11 protein-coding genes are annotated in these 21,720 nt (G+C 59.7%); 3 read left to right on the top strand and 8 right to left on the bottom strand.

The genetic code is table 11. The features are described from left to right. Positions 1-43: 43 nt before the first annotated feature. The 4 genes from ribF to rbfA are packed head-to-tail and all read right to left on the bottom strand — an operon-like array spanning position 44 to position 3,126. The gene (gene ribF, locus J5441_03765) at positions 44-964 is read right to left on the bottom strand and encodes a riboflavin biosynthesis protein RibF (protein MBO4934272.1); all 921 of its coding nucleotides are present in this window, start codon (positions 962-964) and stop codon (positions 44-46) included. Further along, positions 961-1,824 (bottom strand): tRNA pseudouridine(55) synthase TruB, encoded by an 864-nt coding sequence (truB, locus tag J5441_03760; GenBank protein ID MBO4934271.1) that lies wholly within the window; start codon positions 1,822-1,824, stop codon positions 961-963. Before truB ends, ribF begins: the two co-directional genes overlap by 4 nt. Beyond that, positions 1,821-2,759 (bottom strand): DHH family phosphoesterase, encoded by a 939-nt coding sequence (locus J5441_03755; GenBank protein ID MBO4934270.1) that lies wholly within the window; start codon positions 2,757-2,759, stop codon positions 1,821-1,823. The genes truB and J5441_03755 overlap by 4 nt, the downstream gene beginning before the upstream one ends. Beyond that, a complete protein-coding gene (gene rbfA, locus J5441_03750; protein ID MBO4934269.1) occupies positions 2,752-3,126 on the bottom strand; it encodes a 30S ribosome-binding factor RbfA in 375 nt (124 codons plus the stop codon). Before rbfA ends, J5441_03755 begins: the two co-directional genes overlap by 8 nt. A gap of 314 nt (positions 3,127-3,440) precedes the next feature. On the opposite strand from rbfA, the gene J5441_03745 reads away from it, so the two are divergent. Then, positions 3,441-4,943: a carboxypeptidase M32 gene (locus J5441_03745; protein MBO4934268.1), complete on the top strand. Its 1,503-nt coding sequence runs from the start codon at positions 3,441-3,443 to the stop codon at positions 4,941-4,943. A gap of 100 nt (positions 4,944-5,043) precedes the next feature. On the opposite strand, the gene J5441_03740 is transcribed toward J5441_03745, so the two are convergent. Further along, complete coding sequence (locus J5441_03740; GenBank protein MBO4934267.1) at positions 5,044-9,537, bottom strand: hypothetical protein; 4,494 nt, start codon at positions 9,535-9,537, stop codon at positions 5,044-5,046. A gap of 542 nt (positions 9,538-10,079) precedes the next feature. Between J5441_03740 and J5441_03735 the strand changes: the two genes are divergently transcribed. Beyond that, a complete protein-coding gene (locus J5441_03735) occupies positions 10,080-10,364 on the top strand; it encodes a co-chaperone GroES (protein MBO4934266.1) in 285 nt (94 codons plus the stop codon). Positions 10,365-10,385: 21 nt separating this feature from the next. After that, a complete protein-coding gene (gene groL / locus J5441_03730) occupies positions 10,386-12,014 on the top strand; it encodes a chaperonin GroEL (GenBank protein ID MBO4934265.1) in 1,629 nt (542 codons plus the stop codon). Between the two features lie 158 nt (positions 12,015-12,172). Here groL and J5441_03725 read toward each other — a convergent pair whose 3' ends face one another. From J5441_03725 to J5441_03715, 3 genes are all read right to left on the bottom strand, one after another. Continuing rightward, positions 12,173-15,268, bottom strand: coding sequence for a tyrosine-protein phosphatase (locus J5441_03725; GenBank protein MBO4934264.1), 3,096 nt, complete (start codon positions 15,266-15,268; stop codon positions 12,173-12,175). 135 nt (positions 15,269-15,403) lie between these two features. Continuing rightward, positions 15,404-17,827, bottom strand: coding sequence for a tyrosine-protein phosphatase (locus J5441_03720; GenBank protein ID MBO4934263.1), 2,424 nt, complete (start codon positions 17,825-17,827; stop codon positions 15,404-15,406). Positions 17,828-18,030: 203 nt separating this feature from the next. Continuing rightward, positions 18,031-21,645: a bacterial Ig-like domain-containing protein gene (locus tag J5441_03715; protein ID MBO4934262.1), complete on the bottom strand. Its 3,615-nt coding sequence runs from the start codon at positions 21,643-21,645 to the stop codon at positions 18,031-18,033. Between the last annotated feature and the right edge of the window lie 75 nt (positions 21,646-21,720).

The following is a 21,720-nucleotide window of genomic DNA, read 5'->3' as shown; positions in this document are numbered from 1 at the left end:
TCTCATCTCTCCCTTATTGTAAACTTGAAGATTGAATCAAGATTTAACCGTTAAGTATCTTTTCGGCGGTTTCTTTGTCGCGCTCGATCCTGAGCCTCAGCTCTTCGAGGCTTTCAAAGTAAACCTCGCCGCGAATGCGGGCTATGTACTCGACCTCCACGATCCTGCCATAGAGGTTTTCGTCGACTCCGAAGATGTGGGTCTCTTCGGTGACCTCCTGGCCGCCGACCGTCGGACGTGTACCGACGTTCGTGACGGCGCCGTGCCGCACGCCGTCGATGATTGCCCGGGTGGCGTAGACGCCGAAGCACGGAATAAGTCTCCCCTGCGGGAAACGATTGTTGATAGTCGGGAAGCCTATGCTCCTGCCGATCTGCCTCCCGTGCTCCACGGGGAAATCGGTCGAATACGGGCGTCCCAGCGCTCGTGCGGCGGAAGCGACGTCGCCCTCGACAATGAGACGGCGTATGCGCGAACTGGAAACCGGCTCGCCGTCGAGCTCGACCGGCGGTATGACGGTCAGCTCCGCGCCGTTCGCGCTGAGCAGCTCGCCCAGCTTTTCAGGTCCGGCGGCGCCGCCTTTGCCGAAGCGAAAGTTGAAACCGCAGAAAACGCGCTTCGCATTCAGCTTGCCGATGACGATCTCCTCGACAAAGCGCTCCGGCGTGTATTCAAATCCGCCGTTTTTCAGGTCGAAATAGCATATCTCGTCCGCGCCGCATGCGTATATTCCGCGTTCGCGGAGCGCGTTGCTCATTATGCGCGGCGCACGGGCGCGTGTTTCGATGAAGTCGCCCGGCAGATCGGGAAACGTCAGCGCGCGGGCGGTAAGTCCGCCTTCGGAAGCGGCGGACGCCGCTTCGCCGATGACCTTCGCGTGACCTATATGTACGCCGTCGAACGTTCCGAGCGCAAGCGCGCAGGGCGGCAGCGGCGTTTTTATATCATCGCAGTTGAAGATCAATTCGCTTCCTCCTTGATAACGTACATCGTGCGCACCTTCATCCTTCCGCCCTTGCTGTCGAAGAGACCGAGGAAGCCGTGGGCGGCGTCGAACATCTTGTACGTCCCTTCCGGAAGATCGGTAGGGTTGCCGGCTCCGTTGAGCAGAAGTCTGCCCTTGCGGTTGCTGACGGTGACGCTCTCGAAACCGGTCAAGGCGTTCTCCACGGGAAGCATATGCTCCGCGAAGTTCGACTTCGCCTCCTCGAGCGAAACGCAGTCGTCGACAGTGAAACCGCTGCCGGCAAGACGGCGGAGCTCCCACAGGCACGCTCCGCAGCCGAGCTTCTCGCCTATATCGCGGGCGAGGGCGCGTATGTACGTTCCCTTCGAGCATTCCACCTCGAAGGTGAGCGTATCGCCTTCCGCGGAAAGCGGAAGGATCGAGTATATCTCTATCCGGCGCGGAGGGATCTCAGGCGCTTTGCCGGCGCGCGCGAGGTCGTAAAGCCGCTTGCCGCGCACCTGTATCGCGCTGTACGCCGGGGGCGTCTGAAGCTGCTCACCGACGAAGGACGCGAGCGTTTCCTCAGCGTTCGCGAGGTCGGGCGCGGAGCCCGAAACGGTCACTTCTCCCGTGCGGTCGAGCGTGTCGCTCGTCACGCCGAGTTTTACGGACGCACGGTACTTCTTTCTGCCGACGGTGAGGTAGTCCTGAAACTTCGCGCATCTGCCGAAAAGCAGCGGCAGCACGCCCGTCGCGAACGGGTCGAGCGTTCCGGCGTGTCCGATATGGCTCTCGTGAGTCGCCTTGCGCATAACGGCGACGACGTCGAAGGAGGTGAAGCCCTCCGGCTTGTCGATGCAAAGTATACCGTTCACGCGTTCCTCCGCAGCTGATCTTCCATAGCCGCCTTCACCCTGCCGAGACAGTCGGAAAGCTCTCCGTACACGTTCGCGCCCGCGGCGCCCTCGTGCCCGCCGCCGCCGAAAACGGCGCAGAGCGCGGAGCAGTCGAAGCCGGGGTTGGAACGCGCCGAAATCTTGTATTCATTCTCGCCCGTGCGGCGAAGCAGGACCGCGCCGACGACGCCGTCCACCTTGCGAAGTTCACCGGAAAGTCCGTCGTAGTCGTCCTCCGAGCAGCCGCGCAGGTCGACGTGCGAAACGGCGAGTCTGCCGCCGGCGAATATCTCGACGTTGCCGTAAAGCTGGCTGAGCAGCTTCACGCGCTCCGCCGAAACGGTCTCGAAAAACGCTTTGTTCATCGAGCTGAAGTCCGCGCCCGCTTCCATCGTTTCGGCGGCGGCGCGCATGGTCTTCGGCGTGTTGTTGCGGTATCTGAAGCAGCCGGTGTCGGTGCTCAGCGCGGCGTAAAGCGCCGTCGCGATCTCGCGCGTCATGCCGACGCCGAGGATGCCGAGCAGTTCGTATACCATTTCGCCCGCGGAGGCGGCGTTCTCGTCGAGCGCCGTGAACTTTGCGTAGCGCTTGTTGCTCTTGTGGTGGTCGATGCAGAGGTCGGCCCGCTCACAGTACGGCGCGAGTCCGGCCGCAAGCTGTGTTTCGGCTACGTCGACGGCGACTATGAAGTCCGGCTCGAACTCCACGGGAAGCCGCTCCGCGCCCGAAACGCATATCAGGCTCGGCGGGATCTCGTCCGGATTCGCGACGAAGCAGCGCTTGCCCAGCGCCATCAGCGCGTGCAGTAAGGCAAAGCCCGCTCCGACGGTGTCTCCGTCGGGGTGCGCGTGAGTGATTATCATTATGCCGTCGGCGGCTTTCAGCATTTCGGCCGCCCGCTGCAGATCAGTCATTCTCTTCCCTCTCGGTATGCTCGTGCGCGACGCTGTCGTCGATAAGCTTTGATATGCGCGCGCCGTATTCCATCGAATCGTCCGGTATGAAGACGAGCTCGGGCGTGTGCCGCAGGTCGAGCCTGTGCGAAAGCTCGCCGCGGATAAAGCCCTTCGCCGCTTTCAGCGCCGCGACTACCTTCTGCGTCTTCTCCATGCCGGAAAGCGTGCTGACGTAGACCTTCGCGACGGACATATCCTTCGACATTTCGAGCCGCGCAATGGATACGAACTTGCCTTCAAGCTCGCGGCTCTTGACCTCTTTGAATATCGAATCAAGCTCGCGCTTTATGTTTTCACTTGTGTTCCTGAACGCATGAGACGCCATGATTTCTCCGTTCCGCGGTTACACCGCTCGATTACGGCTGATTGGCGATAAGGACAATACGCCTGACAAACGGTCAAATCCGGTGTTTTCCGGCTTGTTGTCCTCGCCGTGCTATAACCCATTATTCAACATTTTATATTATAACACCTTTTGTGAAAATATCAAGGAATCTGACAAAAAATTATATGAATATTTATAAGAAATATACAAATATATTTTGACCGCCGGCGCGGCAAAAGGCATTTTTCACTTGTAATCCCCCGCCGCGTATGCTAAAATAGCATTGTGAAACGATTGTATGAGGAGGAATAATAATGACTGCAAAGGAAGCGCTCGAAAAATACACCGCGCTGGAGAAGACACTTTTCGCTCTCGGACACGCGGAATCAATGCTTTATTACGACGGAGCGACCGTCGCGCCGAAGGGCTCGGCGGGAGTACGCGCCTCCACGTTGGGCGAGCTTTCGCGCCTGACCTATCAGTTCGCGACTTCGCCCGAAACGATCGAGATCGTCGGCACGCTCGCCGCTGATCTCGATTCGCTCGACGCCGTAACGCGCCGCAAGGTCACGGAGAACGTCCGCGACCTCGAGCGTATGCGTCGCGTGCCGGAGGACGTCTTCGTCGAATACACCGAGCTTTCCGCCAAGGCAGACGCGGTCTGGCACGACGCCAAGGAGAAGAACGACTTCGCATCCTTCGAGCCGTATCTGCAGAAGATGTTTGATATGACGAAGCTCGTGCGCAGCTGCGAGGAACCCGGCAAGGACCCTTACGACACCGCGCTTGACGCCCACGAACGCGGACTCGACCGCGCGACCTGCGACGCCTTCTTCGCCGGACTGCGCGAAAAGCTCGTGCCGCTCATCAACGAGGTCAAGGAGCACGCCGACCGCGTCGACGACACGCCGCTGAAACGCCGCTTCCCCATCGAAAAGCAGCGCAAGTTCTCCGACTTCGTCATGGGGCTTATGGATATCGACCCGAACCACTGCGTGCTCGGAGAAACGGAGCATCCGTTCACCATCGACTTCTCGCGCGACGACGTGCGCATCACGACGCACTATCACGAGAACGCCTTCGCTTCCTCGATGTACTCGGTCATCCACGAGGGCGGCCACGCGCTTTACGAGCTTCACACGGGACGCGAGCTCGCCGGCACCGAGCTCGGCAGCGGAGCATCCATGGCGATACACGAGAGCCAGTCCCGCTTCTACGAGAACGTCATCGGGCGCAGCCGCGAGTTCTGCTCCCTTATCTACCCCTGGCTGAAGGCGGAGTTCGCGCCCAACCTCGACGACGTCAGCGAGGACGATTTCTACCGCATGATAAACAAATCCGAGCCGTCGCTTATACGCACGGAGGCGGACGAGCTGACCTACTGCATGCACGTTATGGTGCGCTACGAGCTTGAAAAGCGCATGTTCACCGGCGAGTTGAAGGCGAAGGACCTCCCCGCCGAGTGGAACCGGCTCTATAAGGAATACCTCGGCGTGGACGTGCCGGACGACAGACGCGGAGTGCTGCAGGACTCCCACTGGTCGAACGGCAACATCGGCTACTTCCCCACCTACGCCATCGGTTCCGCCTACGGCGGGCAGTATATCGAGCGCATCAACCGCGACTTCGACCTCTTCGCCGCCGTCAAAGACGGCGACTTCGCCCGCATCAACGGCTGGCTGGAGGAGCATATATGGAAGTACGGCAGGATGCTCGACCCCGTGCCGCTGTTCGAGTCGGTCTGCGGCAAGTTTGACGTAAATTATTACGTCGCCTACCTCGAGAAGAAGTTCCGCGACGTTTACCGGCTCGGGTAACGCAAAGAAAAGCATGAGAAAACGCCTCCCTCGCGGGAGGCGTTTTTCGGTTTTTTCAGCGCGGGCGGTCGAAACCGTCCCTACGGGACGCCGCCTGCGGTCATCTTATATGTGGCACCGGAACGAGCGAATCCGGAACCGCGAGCTTCGCGGCGACTCTCAATATCATCAGCGCGTCGTAAACGGTGATCTCGTCGTCGCCGTCGACGTCGCCGACCAGATAATCATGATCGGTCGCATTCGCGAGCTTCGCGGCGATGCGGAGCGCCATAAGCGCGTCGTAAACGGTGATCTCGCCGTCGTCGTCCATATCGCCGTACATAAACGCGCCGACAGTGAAGTTCTCGCTAAAGGCGCAATAGACGCCGTCATCGTCTACCCACCCGTCTTCGTAGTGCATGCCCTTGACGTCTTCGATCTCGTCATAGTCGAAGCGGTATCCCTCCTTCGGCGCGAGATACACCCTCAGCCAGTACTCTTCGCCGTCTTCAAAAACGTCGTGATTATCAAGCTCGCGGGCGCTGAAGAATCCGTTGCCGCTGACGTCGTCGGCGTACGTCACCCATTCAACGTCGGTTATGGTATACGGCGCGCCGGATGGCACCGAGAGCTTGAGAATGTTGGAAATAGCGGTCTCGCCCGCCTTCGGCCTTTCAAAACCGTTTATCTGCACCGAGGTTATCGTCTCGCGATACGGCTCCTCCGCCGCGATATAATCCGTGAGAACGTAAAGCACGTCGTCGTAAAGCTCCACGTCGGTGATCTCCGCGTCATAGCCGGGCATCGTGATCTCGGGGAGCGCGTAGGGGTTGAAAACATATCCCTCTTTGGCAACGAACCACATACACAGTTGATACCTGCCGGGGGACCTTAAATGCGGAAGCTCCTCAAATACCTCGCCGGACGGCATTCCTTCATCATAATAGGAGTCGTACCAGAACAGTTCATCGAACTCATATCCCGCGCCGGAAGGCAGGGAGATGCCATCGATGTTATCCCTCACCTTTTCCCCGATTATCGGGTTATGGTAGCCGTTGACGCGGATCTCGCTTATCGGCTTCGGCTCGTTCTCGAAGCCGGACGCCGTGACGGTGCAGGTCGCGGTCGCGCCGCCGGGAACGGTGGCGGTCACCGTGACGGTGCCGTTCTGCCAGCCGTGGAGGTAGATCACACGGCTGCTCTTGCCCGGCGTAAACGAAACGATCGAGGGATCGGAGGATTCAAAGACGATGCCGTAATCATAGATATCCGGCGCTTCAAACGGCCGCAGCTGCACGCCCGCGTACACGTCGTTCCTTTGCGGAGTGACGGTATAGTTTTCGCTCGCAAACTGGGCGCCCGTCGCGTATGTGGGAACGCACTTTATGCTGACGTAGCGGCATTCGCTCTCATCGGTACCGCCGGAGATGTTGATGCCAAGCTCGGGCTTGTAGGGTTCCTTCTGCGTACCGTGAATAGAGCCGGGCAGGTATTCTCCCTGCTTCAGGATCCCGATATCGTAATAATCGTTTGAAACTGAGAAGTAACTGCGTCCCCAGGTATCGATTGCCTCTCCGTTGAATGTAGTGTAGCAAAGAAGCTCGGCGTGACCGCTGAGATCCAGATCGGCGCAGTCGAGCGCCGCCCAGTCGTAACCGCTGTCAGTCTGCGTGGCGACGCATGTCAACTTGGCGTTGTCTTCCACCGAAATACACGGCGTCATATCGTTGAACACAAGCTTCGCGCCGTGAGCGCCGGTCAGCGAAACCTCAACCTCTTCGCAGAAATAGATATTCGTGCCCTCGCCGTAGAGCCCGTAACGGTCGTAGTATCTCGCGTCCGTCGTCAGGGAACCGTCGCCGATGAAGCGTATATACTTTTCGCCGAAGCCTGTGAAGATACCGTGGGGATGGTATTCGTCCTCGTCGTCGCCGCAGGCGTAAGGAAGGACGTTCTCGCCCTTAAGAACGATGAAGAGGCGCTCTTCGTCGAGGTAAAGCTGCGCGGAGCAGTCACCGTCTTCATGCCAGTCCTCGCCCCGGAGGCCCGTGGGCCTGTAGTTATCCAGCACCAGAACCGGGGTGCTGCGGAACCACAACGCGTCAAGGCCGTATTCCAAATCCAGCTCGGACGGCTCGTATTCGCCCGCCTCGTAGAAGCGGACGGTGCCGTCGCCGTAGACGTCGTCCTTGTTGCGGGTGTTCACCTGTCTGCCGCTGACCCAGACCTTGAAACCCCTGGGCTCGAACGCCACTTCATCGGCGTAGGAGTTATCCTCGTTCCGCACGGAGCCGTCGACGATCTTGCCGCCCGAGGGACGGAGAATGTTGCTGTTTTCAAGCGTGATCGATTTGAAGTTGAGAACGGCGTAAGACGCCTGAGAAGCCACCCAGCTGTCTTTGATGACGAGCTTTTCGCTGTTCAGACCCTCGATGCCGCTGCTGCCGCCCCATACGTTGACGTACGCCTTATCGAAGGTGAGCGTCGCGCCTTTGCTCACGCGGATGCCGATTGACTCTCCGCGGAGCTGAAGCGCGTCCGTTCCCTTGATGGTGGTATCCGCCTCAACGAGGAGCGCCGCGTTGCCCGCGCCGTCGGCGCGCAGCTCGCATAACTCGTCCGGGGCCTGTATGGTGAGGCCCGGAACGGCGGCGCGGATCATGGTCTGGCCGTTGACGGTCGCGCCCTTATATATGAACAGTGTCTTGTTGCGGGCGTCGTAAGAAAAGGTCCCGGAAAAGTCATCCTTGTTGAGCGTGGTCACCTGAATGCCGCATATCCAGAGATTATATTTGCCGATTATTGAAACGGCTTTCGCGGGGGAGTTGTCGCCGCCGACGATGTTGCCGTTCAGCACTCTGCCGTAGGAGGGCTGATCGATCCCGCATCCGTCGAGGGTGACGGAGCTGAAGTTGCGCACCGCGCCGGACGCGGACGCCGCGGTGACGGTGCAGTATTTGAACTCGACGGACGCGGTGTTATTGCCGTAGATGCCGTATCCGCTCGCGGCGATGCTGAGCTCGGTATCGTCAACGGTGAGCGTCGCGCCGTCCTTCACGTTGATCCCTATCTGCCCGCCGACGAGCTTCAGATTGCCGGGGCCGGCGATCCTCGTATCGACGAAGGCGACGATATCGGAGGCGTTCGACTTGCCGGTCAGGGTGACGTCGCCGACCGTGTATATAGTCAGGCCTTCGCAGGAGGTGTTTCCGATAACGACGCCGTCATATCTGATATCGCCGCGGAGGATAAGCTCGTTGGTCGAGGGCGAATACGTCGCGTCGATATTGTTTCCGCCGAGGATGTGCTTCATGTTTAAGCTCGTGACCTCGACGCCCGCGACGGTGAAGCCGTAGACGACCTTCGGTTCGATGGTGACGTCTTTCTCGACGTTGCCTTCGCTGTCACGCACGGCGCCGTCCTTGATGCGCGGGAAATACGGATACGTTATCTCGCAGTCGGTGAGGGTTATATTGCGGAAATCGTATATGGCGCCGCCATCCGAATCCATACGCACGGTGCTTTCGATAACGGCGAGGCTCGTGCCCATCCGGCTGCTGCCGCGGATGGCGTAATTGGATGTGGTCATGTCGAGGTTCGCGTGGTCGATCGTCAAGGTCGATCCCCACGGCATATAAATGCAGCTGTACGTACTCTCTACAGTCAGTTTGCCCCTGCCGGTGATCGTCAGATCCCAGTCCGATTTGATCGCGTACGAACAATCCGTGGTGAGCTTGGAGTCCAATGTGACGTTGATCTTCAAACCGTCTCTGATATCGCTGTATATAAGCTTATCGCCCGCGTCCGGATAAGTGAAATCGTAATTGCCGCGAATGGTGAGGACGTTCGTATCGGCGTCGAACTCAAAGACGCCGTCGCCCGTAACGTCGGGCGCGTTGCCGTTATTCACGCGGAAACCCGCGATCCAGAGGTCGTATTCGATGGCGATGGTGACCCAGGATGCCGGCGAGGTGCCGTTGCCGGCGACTATGGAGCCTTCCCTGACCGCCGCGTGCGTCGGAGCCAGCAGATCGCAGCCGGTTATCGTTACGCCGCCGCGGAAGCCGTAAACGGATCCCTCGTCCGTCATGCCGTCAAGGAAGCTCCGGTCGAAGACGATCTTTTCGTTGGTGGGCCCGTTCGTGCCTGTGAAGCCGTATTTGCCGCCGACGGTGATGCGGGCTTCGGACAGGGTGATCTTCACCTTGTCCTCCGCGTGGACGCAGGAGGAATAGTCGCTGTGCAGCGTCAGCATGCCGGGACCCATTAATTTGACGTCCTTGCTCGAGTTGACGACGACGCCGCTCGCGGAAAGCGTCGGGTCGAACGCGGTGGTGTAGATAATAAGATTGCCGCCCCAGTTGTCAATAAGCTTGTCGCCGTTATAGTTATAGCTTTTGTAAATGAAAAGCTCATTGTTATCGGGACTGAAGCTGAACGCGCCGTCGCCGAGGACGTCGTCTTTGTTAGCGTCCGTGACAAGCACGCCGGCGATGGAGATGCCGTAAGACTCCGTCGTCGCCGCGGACGCGGTGATGAACGCCGTCGGCAGCAGGCCGAGCAGCATCGTCAGCGCGAGGATAGCGGAAATGAGTTTGGATACGTGTTTTTTCATATGGGGCGCCCTCCTTAGTAGGTTGGGGTTATGCTTATAATTATATTTATTGTATCACGGATTTGCCCCGCGGTCAATGGGAAAAACGGAAAAAGCAGGCGCGCGCCATCCTGAGCGGAGCCGGAGGCGGAGTCGAAGGATCCCGCGTTTCCTTTTGTCATCCTGAGCGAGCGCAGCGAGTCGAAGGATCCTGAAGGAACGGCAGTGTAAAAGAAAAAGTGTGTATTCGGAATCGGCGATTTACCGTCTGCTCCGAATACACACCTTTGTTTATGTATAACCGTTTTCTTTAGGATCCTTCGACTTCGCGGCTTTCAGCCGCTTCGCTCAGGATGACAGGCCGACCGCTGCGCTGCGTGAGATCCTTCGACTTCGCGGCTTCGCCGCTCCGCTCAGGATGACAGACCTCCCCCAAATGTTAATTTTTTTTGAAAAGTTGCAATAAACTCTTGCCAATTGGTAAATAATGTATTAAAATACCATTTGGCACTCGGAGGTAAAGAGTGCTAACAGCGTTAATAATCTTCAAAGGAGGAAATAATATGAAAATCGTTCCGTTGCTCGACAGAGTCGTTCTGAAAATGACCGAGCAGGAAGAAACCACCAAGAGCGGCATCGTGCTGCCCGGCTCCGCCAAGGAGAAGCCCCAGGTCGCCGAAGTCATCGAGGTCGGCCCCGGCGGTATGGTCGAGGGCAAGGAGGTCGTCATGCAGGTCGCCAAGGGCGACAAGGTCATCACCTCCAAGTATTCAGGCACCGAGATCAAGCTCGACGGCGAAGAGTATATCATCGTCCGCCAGTCCGACATTCTCGCCGTTGTCAAATAAGCTTAAAGGAGAGAGATAACCATGGCAAAGCAGATTATTTACGGAGAAGAAGCGCGCGCGGCGCTCCTCAAGGGCGTCAACAAACTCGCGGATACAGTCAAGATCACGCTCGGCCCAAAGGGCAGAAACGTAGTGCTCGATAAGAAGTTCGGCGCTCCGCTGATCACCAACGACGGCGTCACCATCGCCAAGGAGATCGAGCTGGAGGACGCCTTCGAGAACATGGGCGCGCAGCTCGTCAAGGAGGTCTCCACGAAGACCAACGACGTCGCGGGCGACGGCACCACCACCGCTACCCTGCTGGCGCAGGCGCTCATCACCGAAGGAATGAAGAACGTCGCCGCCGGCGCCAATCCGATGGGCGTCAAGCGCGGAATCGCGCTCGCGACCGACGCGGCCGTCGAGGCGATAAAGGCGAACAGCAAGAAGATCTCCGGCAACGAGGACATCGCGAGAGTTGCGACCATCTCCGCCGGCGATTCCTCCATCGGCAATCTCATCGCCGAGGCGATGGCGAAGGTATCCTCCGACGGCGTTATCACCGTTGAGGATTCCAAGACCGCCGAGACCTACAGCGAGGTCGTCGAGGGCATGCAGTTCGACAGAGGCTACATCTCCCCCTACATGGTCACCGACACCGACAAGATGGAAGCCGTCATCGACGACGCGCTCATCCTCATCACCGATAAGAAGATCTCCAACATTCAGGACATCCTGCCTCTGCTCGAGAAGATAGTCCAGAGCGGCAAGAAGCTCGTCATCATCGCCGAGGACGTCGAGGGCGAAGCCCTCGCCACCCTGCTGGTCAACCGTCTGCGCGGCACCTTCGTCTGCGTCGCGGTCAAGGCCCCCGGCTTCGGCGATCGCCGCAAGGAGATGCTCCGCGACATCGCCATCCTCACCGGCGGCGAAGTCATCACCTCCGACCTCGGCCTCGAGCTGAAGGACGCCACGCTCGATATGCTCGGCACCGCCAGACAGGTCAAGGTCCAGAAGGAGAACACCATCATCATCGACGGCAGCGGCGACAAGGAAGCCATAGCCGCCAGAGTCGCGCAGATCCGCGCGCAGATCGAGGAGAGCACCTCCGACTTCGACCGTGAGAAGCTCCACGAGCGTCTCGCGAAGCTCGCCGGCGGCGTCGCCGTCATCAAGGCGGGCGCGGCCACCGAGACCGAGATGAAGGAGAAGAAGCTCCGCATCGAAGACGCGCTCGCGGCCACCAAGGCGGCCGTCGAGGAAGGCATAGTCGCGGGCGGCGGCATCGCCTTCGTCAACGCCATCCCCGCCGTCGAGGCGCTGATGAAGACCGCGGAAGGCGACGAGAAGACGGGCGTACAGATCGTCCTCAAGGCGCTCGAAGCCCCGATCAGACAGATCGCGCTGAACGCCGGTATCGAGGGCTCCGTCATCCTGAGCAACATCATCGGCAGCGGCAAGGTCGGCTACGGCTACGACGCGCAGAAGGGCGAATACGTCGATATGCTCAAGGCGGGCATCGTCGATCCTACCAAGGTATCCCGCTCCGCGCTGCAGAACGCTTCCAGCGTCGCGGCGATGGTGCTGACCACCGAGTCCCTCGTCGCGGACATCAAGGAGCCCGAACCTCCGATGCCCCAGGGCGGCGGAATGCCCGGCGGAATGTATTAAGCCGAAGCGACAGGATACAGGCGAATATAAATAAACGACCCCCGAATCTCTCGATTCGGGGGCTGTTTTTTATTCTGCGATACGATCGTTTCGGAGAAGCGGCGAAAGCTGCGCAGGATGATTACGCATCCTTGCGGTCGACCGCGTAAGGCGCGGAATCATACGAGCCCCGCGGCTTTCCGCAGGATGCGCAGCGCGTCGGAAACAGTTATCGCTCCGTCCCCGTCGACGTCCGCGGATCTGAACGCCGGTCCCTCGGGCTGAGTAAGCCCGATCGCCGCGCGGAGCGCCGCAAGCGCGTCCGCGACGGTGACTTCACCGTCGCCGTCAACGTCGAAGAGGTTGGCGACTATCTCGATATCGAAAGACGCGGTAAAGCCGTTATACCTGACCGTCAGAGTCTGCGTACCGAAGGCGGTGTTGTCGAAGCCGCTGACCATGCCGGCGGTAAGGTCTATCACCTCGCTGTCGCCGTCGCTGTAACTGACGGTGAGCTTTCCGCCCGCAAGGTCGAGCTCTTCCCTGCCTTCGACGTACGAAACCTTAGTCGGAGGCGTTACCTCGATGCCGGTAACGTCCGCGACGCGCTCGAGGAGGTTCGCCCGGATGGCGTCCATCTCGCCGTCGGTCAGTCCGACCGCGCGGAGGTATCCCTCGCAGCCCTGCTTCAGCGTTCCGCCGGGCGCGTAGTTGTCGATGAGCCACTTCGCCGTTTTCGTTATTCCTTCATAAGCCGTGATCGTGCGGCCCGTGCCGCCGGCGAACTCGGTCAGGAAGGTCATTTCGTAGTCCTTCAGAATATCGTCGAGCGAAACGCCGCAGATGCCGAGCAGGAACATCGCGAGAGTTCCGGTGCGGTCGCGGCCGTAGGTGCAGTGGAAGTACGCCGGGAAGTTATCCGCGTCTGTGAAGGCGCGGAGCGCGTTGACCGTTCCCTGAACGTAGACGCTGGTCAGGTCGGATATCGTCGTCTTCTCGGAGTTGTAGTACATCGCTCCGCCGTATTCGCCGGAGAGGTACCAGTTGACGTCCGCGCCGAGCGGAGAGCCGGTGTTCGACCCTCTGCCGCGCAGGTCGACGTCGGTCTTTATGCCGAGGCCCGCGGCCGCCGCGATGCCCGCCGCGGTGACGTCGTCCATCTCCGCGCCGCGGTAGGCGACGCCGTATTTGACGCGGTATTTGCCGTCGATAGTCTTCCAGCCGCCGAGGTCGCGGGTGTTCGTGACGCCGTCTATGCTGAGGGTGCGGACGGTGTCGGCGGTGTAGAAAACGCCGCTGCTGACGCTTCCGCCGCCTTCGACCTGCCAGACGTACCAGGTATCGACAAGCAGATTCTGAAGCGAAAGCTCCGTGCCCTGCACGGTATATTCCTTCGCGTTCGAGAAGTCCGCGTTCCCGGTTACGGGATCAACGTCGCTCGTCAGGCGCACGGTATAGGTCTCCTGCGGAGCGCGGCTGATCCAGCGCAGCACGACCGGGTCGCGTTCGTACGCGTCGGTGTGCGATCCCATTCCGAAGTAGATGCCGGAGTAGTCGTCCGACTTGCCGGGGTAGTAATCGTGAAGCAGCTCGTCTATCTGCCAGTTGCCGTTCGCGACGGTCTCGCCCTGCGTCGGGTAGAGCGCCATAAGCGCGTTATCCCCCATCGCGAGATAATCGTCGAGCATCTGTAAATCGTCAGGGGTGACGCGCCCGTCGCAGTTCATATCCGCAGCGTATGCGGCGGCGCCTTCGGCGGTACCGCCGAGGTCGCGGATAAGCTCGAGGTCGTCGGCGTTGACCTCGCCGTTGAGGTCGACGTCGCCCTTGAGAACGTCTGAATAGTCGGGCTCGACCTTCGCTATCTTCTCAACGGTCACGTTGTCGAATGCGTAAACCGTGCCCGCGTCGAGCGTGGCGAGGAACAGCGTTACCTGCGTCGTCCTGCCGGAGTTGAACTCGAAGGAGCGCTCCTCCCAGCCGTCCGTAGCGTTGCTGAAAACGCCGCTCGTGCCGTTTATCGCCTCGTAGACGTTCACGTCCTTCTGCACGCGGAGCTCGCCTCTGCCGGAGCCTTTGACGCGCTTCACCTGCGCGGTCACGCGGTAATCGCTCATGGAGTCGACGCGGATATACTGTTTGGCGAAGCCGTCGACCTTCATGGCGTAATTGCTGCCGCCGAAACCGCCGGAAACGATCGACGAAGTGCTGTTCGGCTGCCAGCCGTTCGGTGTGCCCGCCTCGAAGTCGCCGTTATTGATATAGCCCGCCTTATCGGAGGCGGTCAGCTTGCGGAGAGTAATGTCGTCGTAGAGGCAGACGGACGCGGCGTCCTCGATATCCACGCGGATATTGATCGAAGTGTTGTCGCCGCTGTTGAAATCCCAGACGTGCCACACCCAGACGGGGGCGGCGTATCTGTGCCACGGGCTCGTTTTGTTGAGCGTGGTAAGAGAGGAGGCGGCGGAGTTGTTGCCCTTGGCGTTGAAATAGTGCGCTCCGGCGCCCGCTTCGCGTTTCACCCATCCGGAGAGGCGGTAGTCCGTGTTCGGTTCGACGGTGACGTTCTGCTGGATCTTCGACCACGCGCTGCCCGCGACTCTCGCGCAGTAGCCGCTGCCGTCGTGGCCGCCTTCGACTATGGAGCAGGTGTTCGCCTTGCTCCACGCGCCGAACTCGCCGAGCTCAAAGTCGCCGTTGGAGATGAACCCGTCGTTACTCGGCTTCGGCAGCGGCTCGAGCTTGATATCGTCATAGAGAAAAACGGAGTTGGCGTCTTCTATCGTAATACGCGGTTCAACGCTGGTATAACTGCCGGAATTGAACTCCCACTTGTGATACACCCAGTCGGAATCGGTATACTTGAAATACTGCTTCGTGCCGTTGATGGCGCTTATATTCGCGCCGTCGCTGCCCTTCGCGTAAAGGTAGTGAGCGCCGGTGCCGGAAACGCGCTTCACCCAGCCCGAGAGGCGGTAGTCCGTGTTCGGCTCGATCTGCACGGCCTGATAGATGCAGGACCATTGACTTCCCGCGACCTTCAGCGCGTATCCGCTGCCGTTATGACCGCCTTCAACTATCGACATATTGCCGTAAAGGATCGACCAGTTCGACATGTCGCCGGTCTCAAAGTCGCCGTTGTAAAGGTAGCCGTCAAAACCCGGAGCCGCCGCGGACGCGATCAGTCCGAGCGGCAGTACGCCCGCGCAGGTAATAAGCATCGCAAGCGCGAGAACGACCGCGAGAACGCGGCTGCCGATAAGTGTTTTTTTCATATTCAGCGCCCCTTCCGCCGCGTTGCCGCGGCGCGAGATTATTTGATGATTTGATTATAGCATTTCAACGCGAATAAATCAAGCGGAAAAACACCGGCGCCTCCGTTAGGAGGCGCCGTAAAGTACGTATTTCATTTAAGCTCCCGCCGCAAGGCCTGCCGCGGCGCGGAGTATGCGGAGCGCGTCCGAAACCGTTATCGCGCCGTCGGCGTCGACGTCCGCGGCGGCGAAGGCTTCTTCGCCGAGCTCCGCGAGCCCGACCGACGCACGGAGCGCCGAGAGCGCGTCCGCGACCGTGACCTCGCCGTCGCCGTCAACGTCGCCGGGAAGCGGCTCGTCAACCGTGTTAGGCTCAAGCATATTCGCGCGTATCGCCGCAATTTCGGCATTTGTCAGTCCCGCAGCGCGCAGGTACGCTTCGCAGGACTCCTTCAGCGTGCCGCCGACCGCGTAATTCGCAGTCACCCAGTCGATCGTCTTATTGAGCGACGCCAGCGCGGCGGCCGCGCTGCCTCCGCCTCCGCCGAACTGCGACAGGAAGGTCATTTCGTAATCCCTCTGTATATCAAGCCTGGAAACGCCGAGCATACCGAGCAGCAGGAACGCCAGCGTGCCGGTGCGGTCGCGGCCGTAGCTGCAGTGGAAATACGCCGGGAACTTGCTCGAGTCGGCGTAGACGCGGATGGCGTTTATCGTACCTCTGACGTGTCCGCCTGTGAGGTTTGAAATCGAACTCGAGCTGTCGGTGTAATACATCGCGGCTCCGTTCGGGCCGACGAGATACCATTCCGCAAGATCGCCGAGCGGCGCCTGAACGCCTTCGCTCTGCGTGCGCAGGTCGACGTCCGTCTTCAGACCGAGGTCCGCGACCGCCGTCCTGCCGGCGTCGGTTATATCGTCGAATTTCGCGCCGCGGAAGGCAACGTTCTGTTTCACACGGTACTGCCCGTCCTCCGTCACCCAGCCGCCGAGGTCGCGGGTGTTGGAAACGCCTTCGATCCAAAGCGTGCGCACGGTCTTCGCCGTGTGGAAGGTTCCGACCGCGGAGCGTACTCCGGCGATTTCGACCGCCCAGTAGTAATCCGTATCCGCAAGAAGGTTTTGCACCGAAAGCGTCGTTTCCTGCGCGATATACCTCTTTGCGTTCCTGAGTCCGGAGTTATCCGCGAGCAAAACGGTATAGCTCCGCTGCGGTACGCGAGACGCCCAGCGCAGTACAACGGGATCGCGCGCGTACTGATCGTTGCGCGCGGCGATGTTCGAATAGGCGTCCGATTTGCCGGGCGTGTAGTCGTCGGCGAAAAGCTCCTCCACCTGCCACGCTCCTCTGGCTACCTCTTCTCCCCTAATGGGATAAATCGGAACTGCCGCGTTGTTCTCGGGATCGAGCACAAGCTCCAGCAGAGCGACGTCGTCTGCGGTCACGCTGCCGTCGCAGTCCATATCAGCCGCGTAGAATGCGGAGCCTTCAAGCTGCGTTTCGCCTGCGACGTGAGCGCTCGCGAGCGCTGCGTCCGAGGCGGAGAGGTCGCCGTCGCCGTCGACGTCGCCCTTTATAACGCCGCTGTAGTCGGGACCGGTGATCTCTTCAAGCGTAATATCGTCGTAGTAAAAGCTCGCGCCGCTGTCGAGCATCTGCAGAAAAACGGTTATCTGAGTGGCCGGTCCGCTGTTGAATTCGTAAACGTGCTCGAACCATTCGCGCTCGGTCTCGGCGATTATTCCGTCAGCGCCGTTCGCGAACCCGATGACCGTGTCGCCCCTGCGAACGGAAACCTGATTCCTGCCGGTGCCTCTCGAACGCTTCGAGTGTACCGTGAGGCGGTAATCGGTCATGCCCTTGACTCTGATCGACTGCTTCGTGCAGACGCCGGGATCGCCCATAAGCCTGATTGCATAGTCGCTCCCGTTCCTGCCGCCGGGATAGAAGGTCGAGGCGCCGTTTATCAGCCAGCCGCCGGCCGTGCCGAGCTCGAAGTCTCCGTTTCTCACGCAGCCGTCGCCGCTGCCGGGGCCGAGTTCCTCGATGAGTATGTCGTCATAGAGGAACACCGAGTCGGGGTCCTCTATGCTTATGTAAAACTTCAAAGAGGTGCTTGAACCGCTGTTGAAATCCAGCACGTGCTGTATCCACCTGTCGCCGGCGTATGAGAACCAGGTCTGTGTGCCGTTCAACTTTTCGCAGTTCTGGCCGCTGCCGTTCTGCGCGTAGAAGTGATGCGCACCGGTGCCGGAAACGCGCTTCACCCAGCCGGAAATACGGTAGGCGGTGTTCGCCTTAACGGTTATCGACTGATTGCAGTTCGCCCACGCCGTGCCGGCGAAGCGCATCGCGTAGCCGCTGCCGTCGTGGCCGCCCGCAACTATGGTTGCGGATTTGCCGAGATTCCAGCCGCTTGCCGCGCCGGTCTCGAAATCGCCGTTGTAGATGAAGCCGTCGAAGCTCGCGTTCGCGGCGGATGCGGTCAGCGCGGGCGGAATCACACCCGCGCACGTCACGAGCATCACCAGCGTCAGAACGACCGCAATAACGCGGCCTCCGATAAAAGTCCTTTTCATATCCAGCGTTCCTTTCCCCGCGTCAATTGACGCGGCGCGAGATCATTATACTATGATTATAGCATTTCACGACCGATAAATCAATAAGGAAAAACGGCTGCTATTGTCATTGAGTAATTACGGCAAAAAACGGCAGCTCCCTTTATCGAGAGGGAGCTGCCGGAAATCCATTATTCAGGCGGAAATGATAGCCCGTGTTCGTATTACACTAAACTGCTCGGATCCGCTATCTTCGCGGCGACGCGCAGTATGCGCAGCGCGTCGGAAACGGTGATCTCACCGTCGTGGTCGACGTCGGCGATTCTGAACTGAGCCTCATCCTCAAACGTCGCGAGCTGCGCTGCGACGCGGAGCGCCAGGAGAGCGTCGTTGACGCTTATTTCGCCGTCGCCGTCGATATCGCCGGGAATGACTTTCTTAACGACCGTCACGGTGAAGGTGTCCGTTTTTTCGCCGTAGGTGACGGTGACGATATGCTCGCCGACTGTGGATTCGAAACCCTCGAGCGTATACGCGTCCGCGGCGAGCACTTCGGACGTATTATTGTCATAGTACGCCGTCACTTCGATTCCTTCCGCGTCGAACTCCTCGCCCTCGACGTATTCGAGCTTGGTCGGGAGCGCGGTGACCTCGATGCTTTCAAGCGTCTTTGCGGCGACGTTCACCGTAAACGCGGCGGTCTTTCCGCCGTAGGAGACCGTTATAACGTGCTCGCCGACGGTGGATTCGAACCCCTCGAGCGTATACGCGTCCGCGGCGAGCACTTCGCTCGTGTCGTTATCGTAATACGCCGTGATCTCAAGTCCGGCGGGATCGAACTCCTCGCCCTCGACGTAGTCGAGCTTGCCCGGCAGGACGGTGACGTCGATGCCGGTAAGCGATTTCGCGGTTATCTCGATCTCGAAAGTCGCGGTGAACTCACCGTAAGTGACCGTCAGCGTCTGCGGGCCGACGGCGGTGTTGTCGAATCCGCTGACCATGTCCGCGGTGACGTCAATCTCTTCGGAGGAATCGTCGTCGTAATACACGGTAAGCTTGGCTCCGGTAACGTCGAGCTCATCCTTGCCCTCGAGGTAAGCGGTTTTGTCCGGCAAGGCGGTGACCTCGACGCCGGTCGCCTCAGGCTCTCCGCCGATGCGCTCGAGCATATTCGCGCGGACAGCGGAGATCTCGTCGGCGGTAAGACCCGCGGAGAGCAGGTATCCCTCGACCGCTTCTTTCAGCGTTCCCTCGGGAGCGTAGGTCTCCTGCAGCCAGTCCATCGTCCTGGTAAGCAGCTTGGTGTGGCCGCTGGCGCTGATGCCGCCGCCGCCCCACTCGGAGAGGAAGGTCAACTCGTAATCCGCGAGGATGTCGTTTCTGCCGACTCCGCACAGACCGAGCAGCATAAGGCCGAGCGTGCCGGTACGGTCGCGGCCGTAGCTGCAGTGGAAGTACGCCGGGAAGTTGCTCGCGTCGGCGTAAACGCGGACGCCTTCGACGGTACCCGCGACATAGGGACTCGTCAGGTTGCCGATGGAAGCGGCTTCATCGGAATAGTACATAGCCGCGCCGCTGCTGCCGACGAGGTGCCATGCCGCAAGATCGCCGAGCGGCGCCTGAACGCCCTCGTTCTGCGTGCGCAGGTCTACATCGGTCTTTATGCCGAGGTCGGCGACGGCGGCAAGGCCCGCGTCGGTGATGTTATCGAATCTGGCGCCGCGGAAAGCGACGTTATATTTGACTCTGTAAAGGCCGTCTTCGGTGATCCAGCCGCCGAGGTCGCGGGTGTTGGAAACGCCTTCGATCCAGAGGGTGCTGACGGTATTCGCGGTGTGGAAGGTGCCGACCGCGGACTGAGCTCCGTTGACGTCGATTGCCCAGTAGTAATCGGTATCGACGAGGAGGTTCTGCAGGGTCATGCCCTGATGCTCCTCGTTGTTGTTCTGGATGAGATACTCCTTGGCGCCTCTCAGGTCGGGGTTATCCGCGAGCAGCAGATGATAGCTGCGCGCCCCGCCCCGCGGAACGAGCCAGTGAAGCTCGATATCGTCGCGTGCGTACTGATCCTTGCGCGCGCCGATGCCGGAATAGCCGTCGGACTTGCCGGGAGTGTAGTCCTCGAGCAGCGTGTCGACCTGCCACGCGCCCTTGGCGACTTCCTCGCCGTTTATCGGGTAAAGGAGCACGGCGGCTCCCTCTTCGGAGAAGAAGCCGCGCAGAAGCGCGACGTCGTCCGCGGTGATCGCGCCGTCGTAGTTCATATCGGCGGCATAGGCGGCTTCGCCCTCGAGCGTGATCTCGCCGTCAAGGTGCTGCTGAAGCAGCGTAACGTCGTTCTTATCGAGGTCGCCGTCGAGATCGACGTCGCCCTTCAGAACGTGACTGTAGTCGGGGCCGGTGATCGGCGCCATCGTTATGTCGTCATAGAGGAAAGCGGAACTGCCGTCGACAATCTGAAGGAAGACGGTTATCTGAGTCGTCTTCCCGGAGTTGAACTTGTAGACGTGCTCGCACCATTCGTCGCCGGTGTCGTCTATGGTGCCGTCATAACCGTCGAGCGGCTCGATGACGTTGTCGCCGTTCTGGACGAAGAACTTATGCGTTCCGGTGCCGCTGACGCGCTTGACGCGGACGGTCAGAGCGTAGTCGGTCATACCGTCGACCTTGACGGCCTGCTTGACGTTCTTGCCGTAGCCGCCCTCGAGCTTCAGCGCGTGGCCGCTGCCGTTGCGTCCGCCCTCGACGATGGAGGAGGTGCTGTTGATTATCCAGCCGCTGCCGACGCCGGTCTCGAAGTCGCCGTTGGTGATGTATCCGTCGGAGCTCGCGGTGGCGAGCTTCTCGAGCGTGACGTCGTCATAGAGGAAGACGGAGTCGGGATCCTCGATCATCATATAGATCGTGATGGACTCGAAGGACGCGCTGTTGAACTCCCAGACGTGCTGCACCCAGTCCTCGTTGGCGTAGGTGAACCACTGGTGGGTATCGTTGAGCTGAGTCAGCTTCTCGTTGGCGGGGCCCTGCGCGTAGAGGTAGTGGGCGCCGGAGCCGCTGACGCGCTTCACCCAGCCGGTGAGGCGGTAGTCGGAGTTCGGCTCGACGGAGATGACCTGCTTGATGTGCTCCCACTGCTTGCCCGGAGCGCTGGCAGCAAGCTTCGCGCAGAAGTCGCTGCCGTCGTGGCCGCCCGCGACGATGGACGCGCCCTTCGGGAGAGTCCAGTGCGCTTCGTCGCCCGTCTCGAAGTCGCCGTTGTAGATATAGCCGTCAAAGCTCGGAGTCGGCAACTCCTTTAAGGAGATGTCGTCATAGAGGAAGACGTCATCCGCTTTTGAATTTTTAAAGTAAATACCAACAGTTGTCAGCGTTCCGCTGTTAAACTCAAAAACGTGCTTCACCCATTCATCACTGGTATAATTGAACCACTGCTTTGTGCCGTTTATACCGGGGCGAATGTTATTGGTGTCATTCGGATCGTAGATGTAAATATTGTGTGAACTCGTTCCGGCAACGCGTTTGACCCAGAAGGTCACGCGGTAATCGGTGTCGGGCTGAATGTTGACTTTCTGATAAAAGTACGACCACGCGCTGGAAGATTGAAAGCGAACGGCGTATCCGCTGCCGTTATGGCCGCCGGTAACGATAGACGATCCGCTGTTCAGTTTCCACGGACTTGCCGTGCCTGTTTCGAAGTCGCCGTTGTAGATGTAGCCGTCAAAGCTCGGGTCCGCCGCGGACGCGGTGATCCCCAGCGGGAGAACTCCCGCGAAGGAAAGCACCATCGCAAGCGTCAGAACGACCGCAAGCACGCGGCTGCCGAAGAACGTCTTTTTCATAATTATTTCCTCCTCTGTAACGCCGCGTGAAGGCGGCGTATATTTGCACAAGTTTATTTTATCATTTTTTACGCG

It is taken from the genome of Clostridia bacterium (assembly GCA_017620395.1).
Classification (GTDB): domain Bacteria; phylum Bacillota; class Clostridia; order Oscillospirales; family RGIG8002; genus RGIG8002.
Note: the sequence above shows the minus strand (reverse complement) of the source record. Positions and strands in the feature narration are given on the sequence as shown.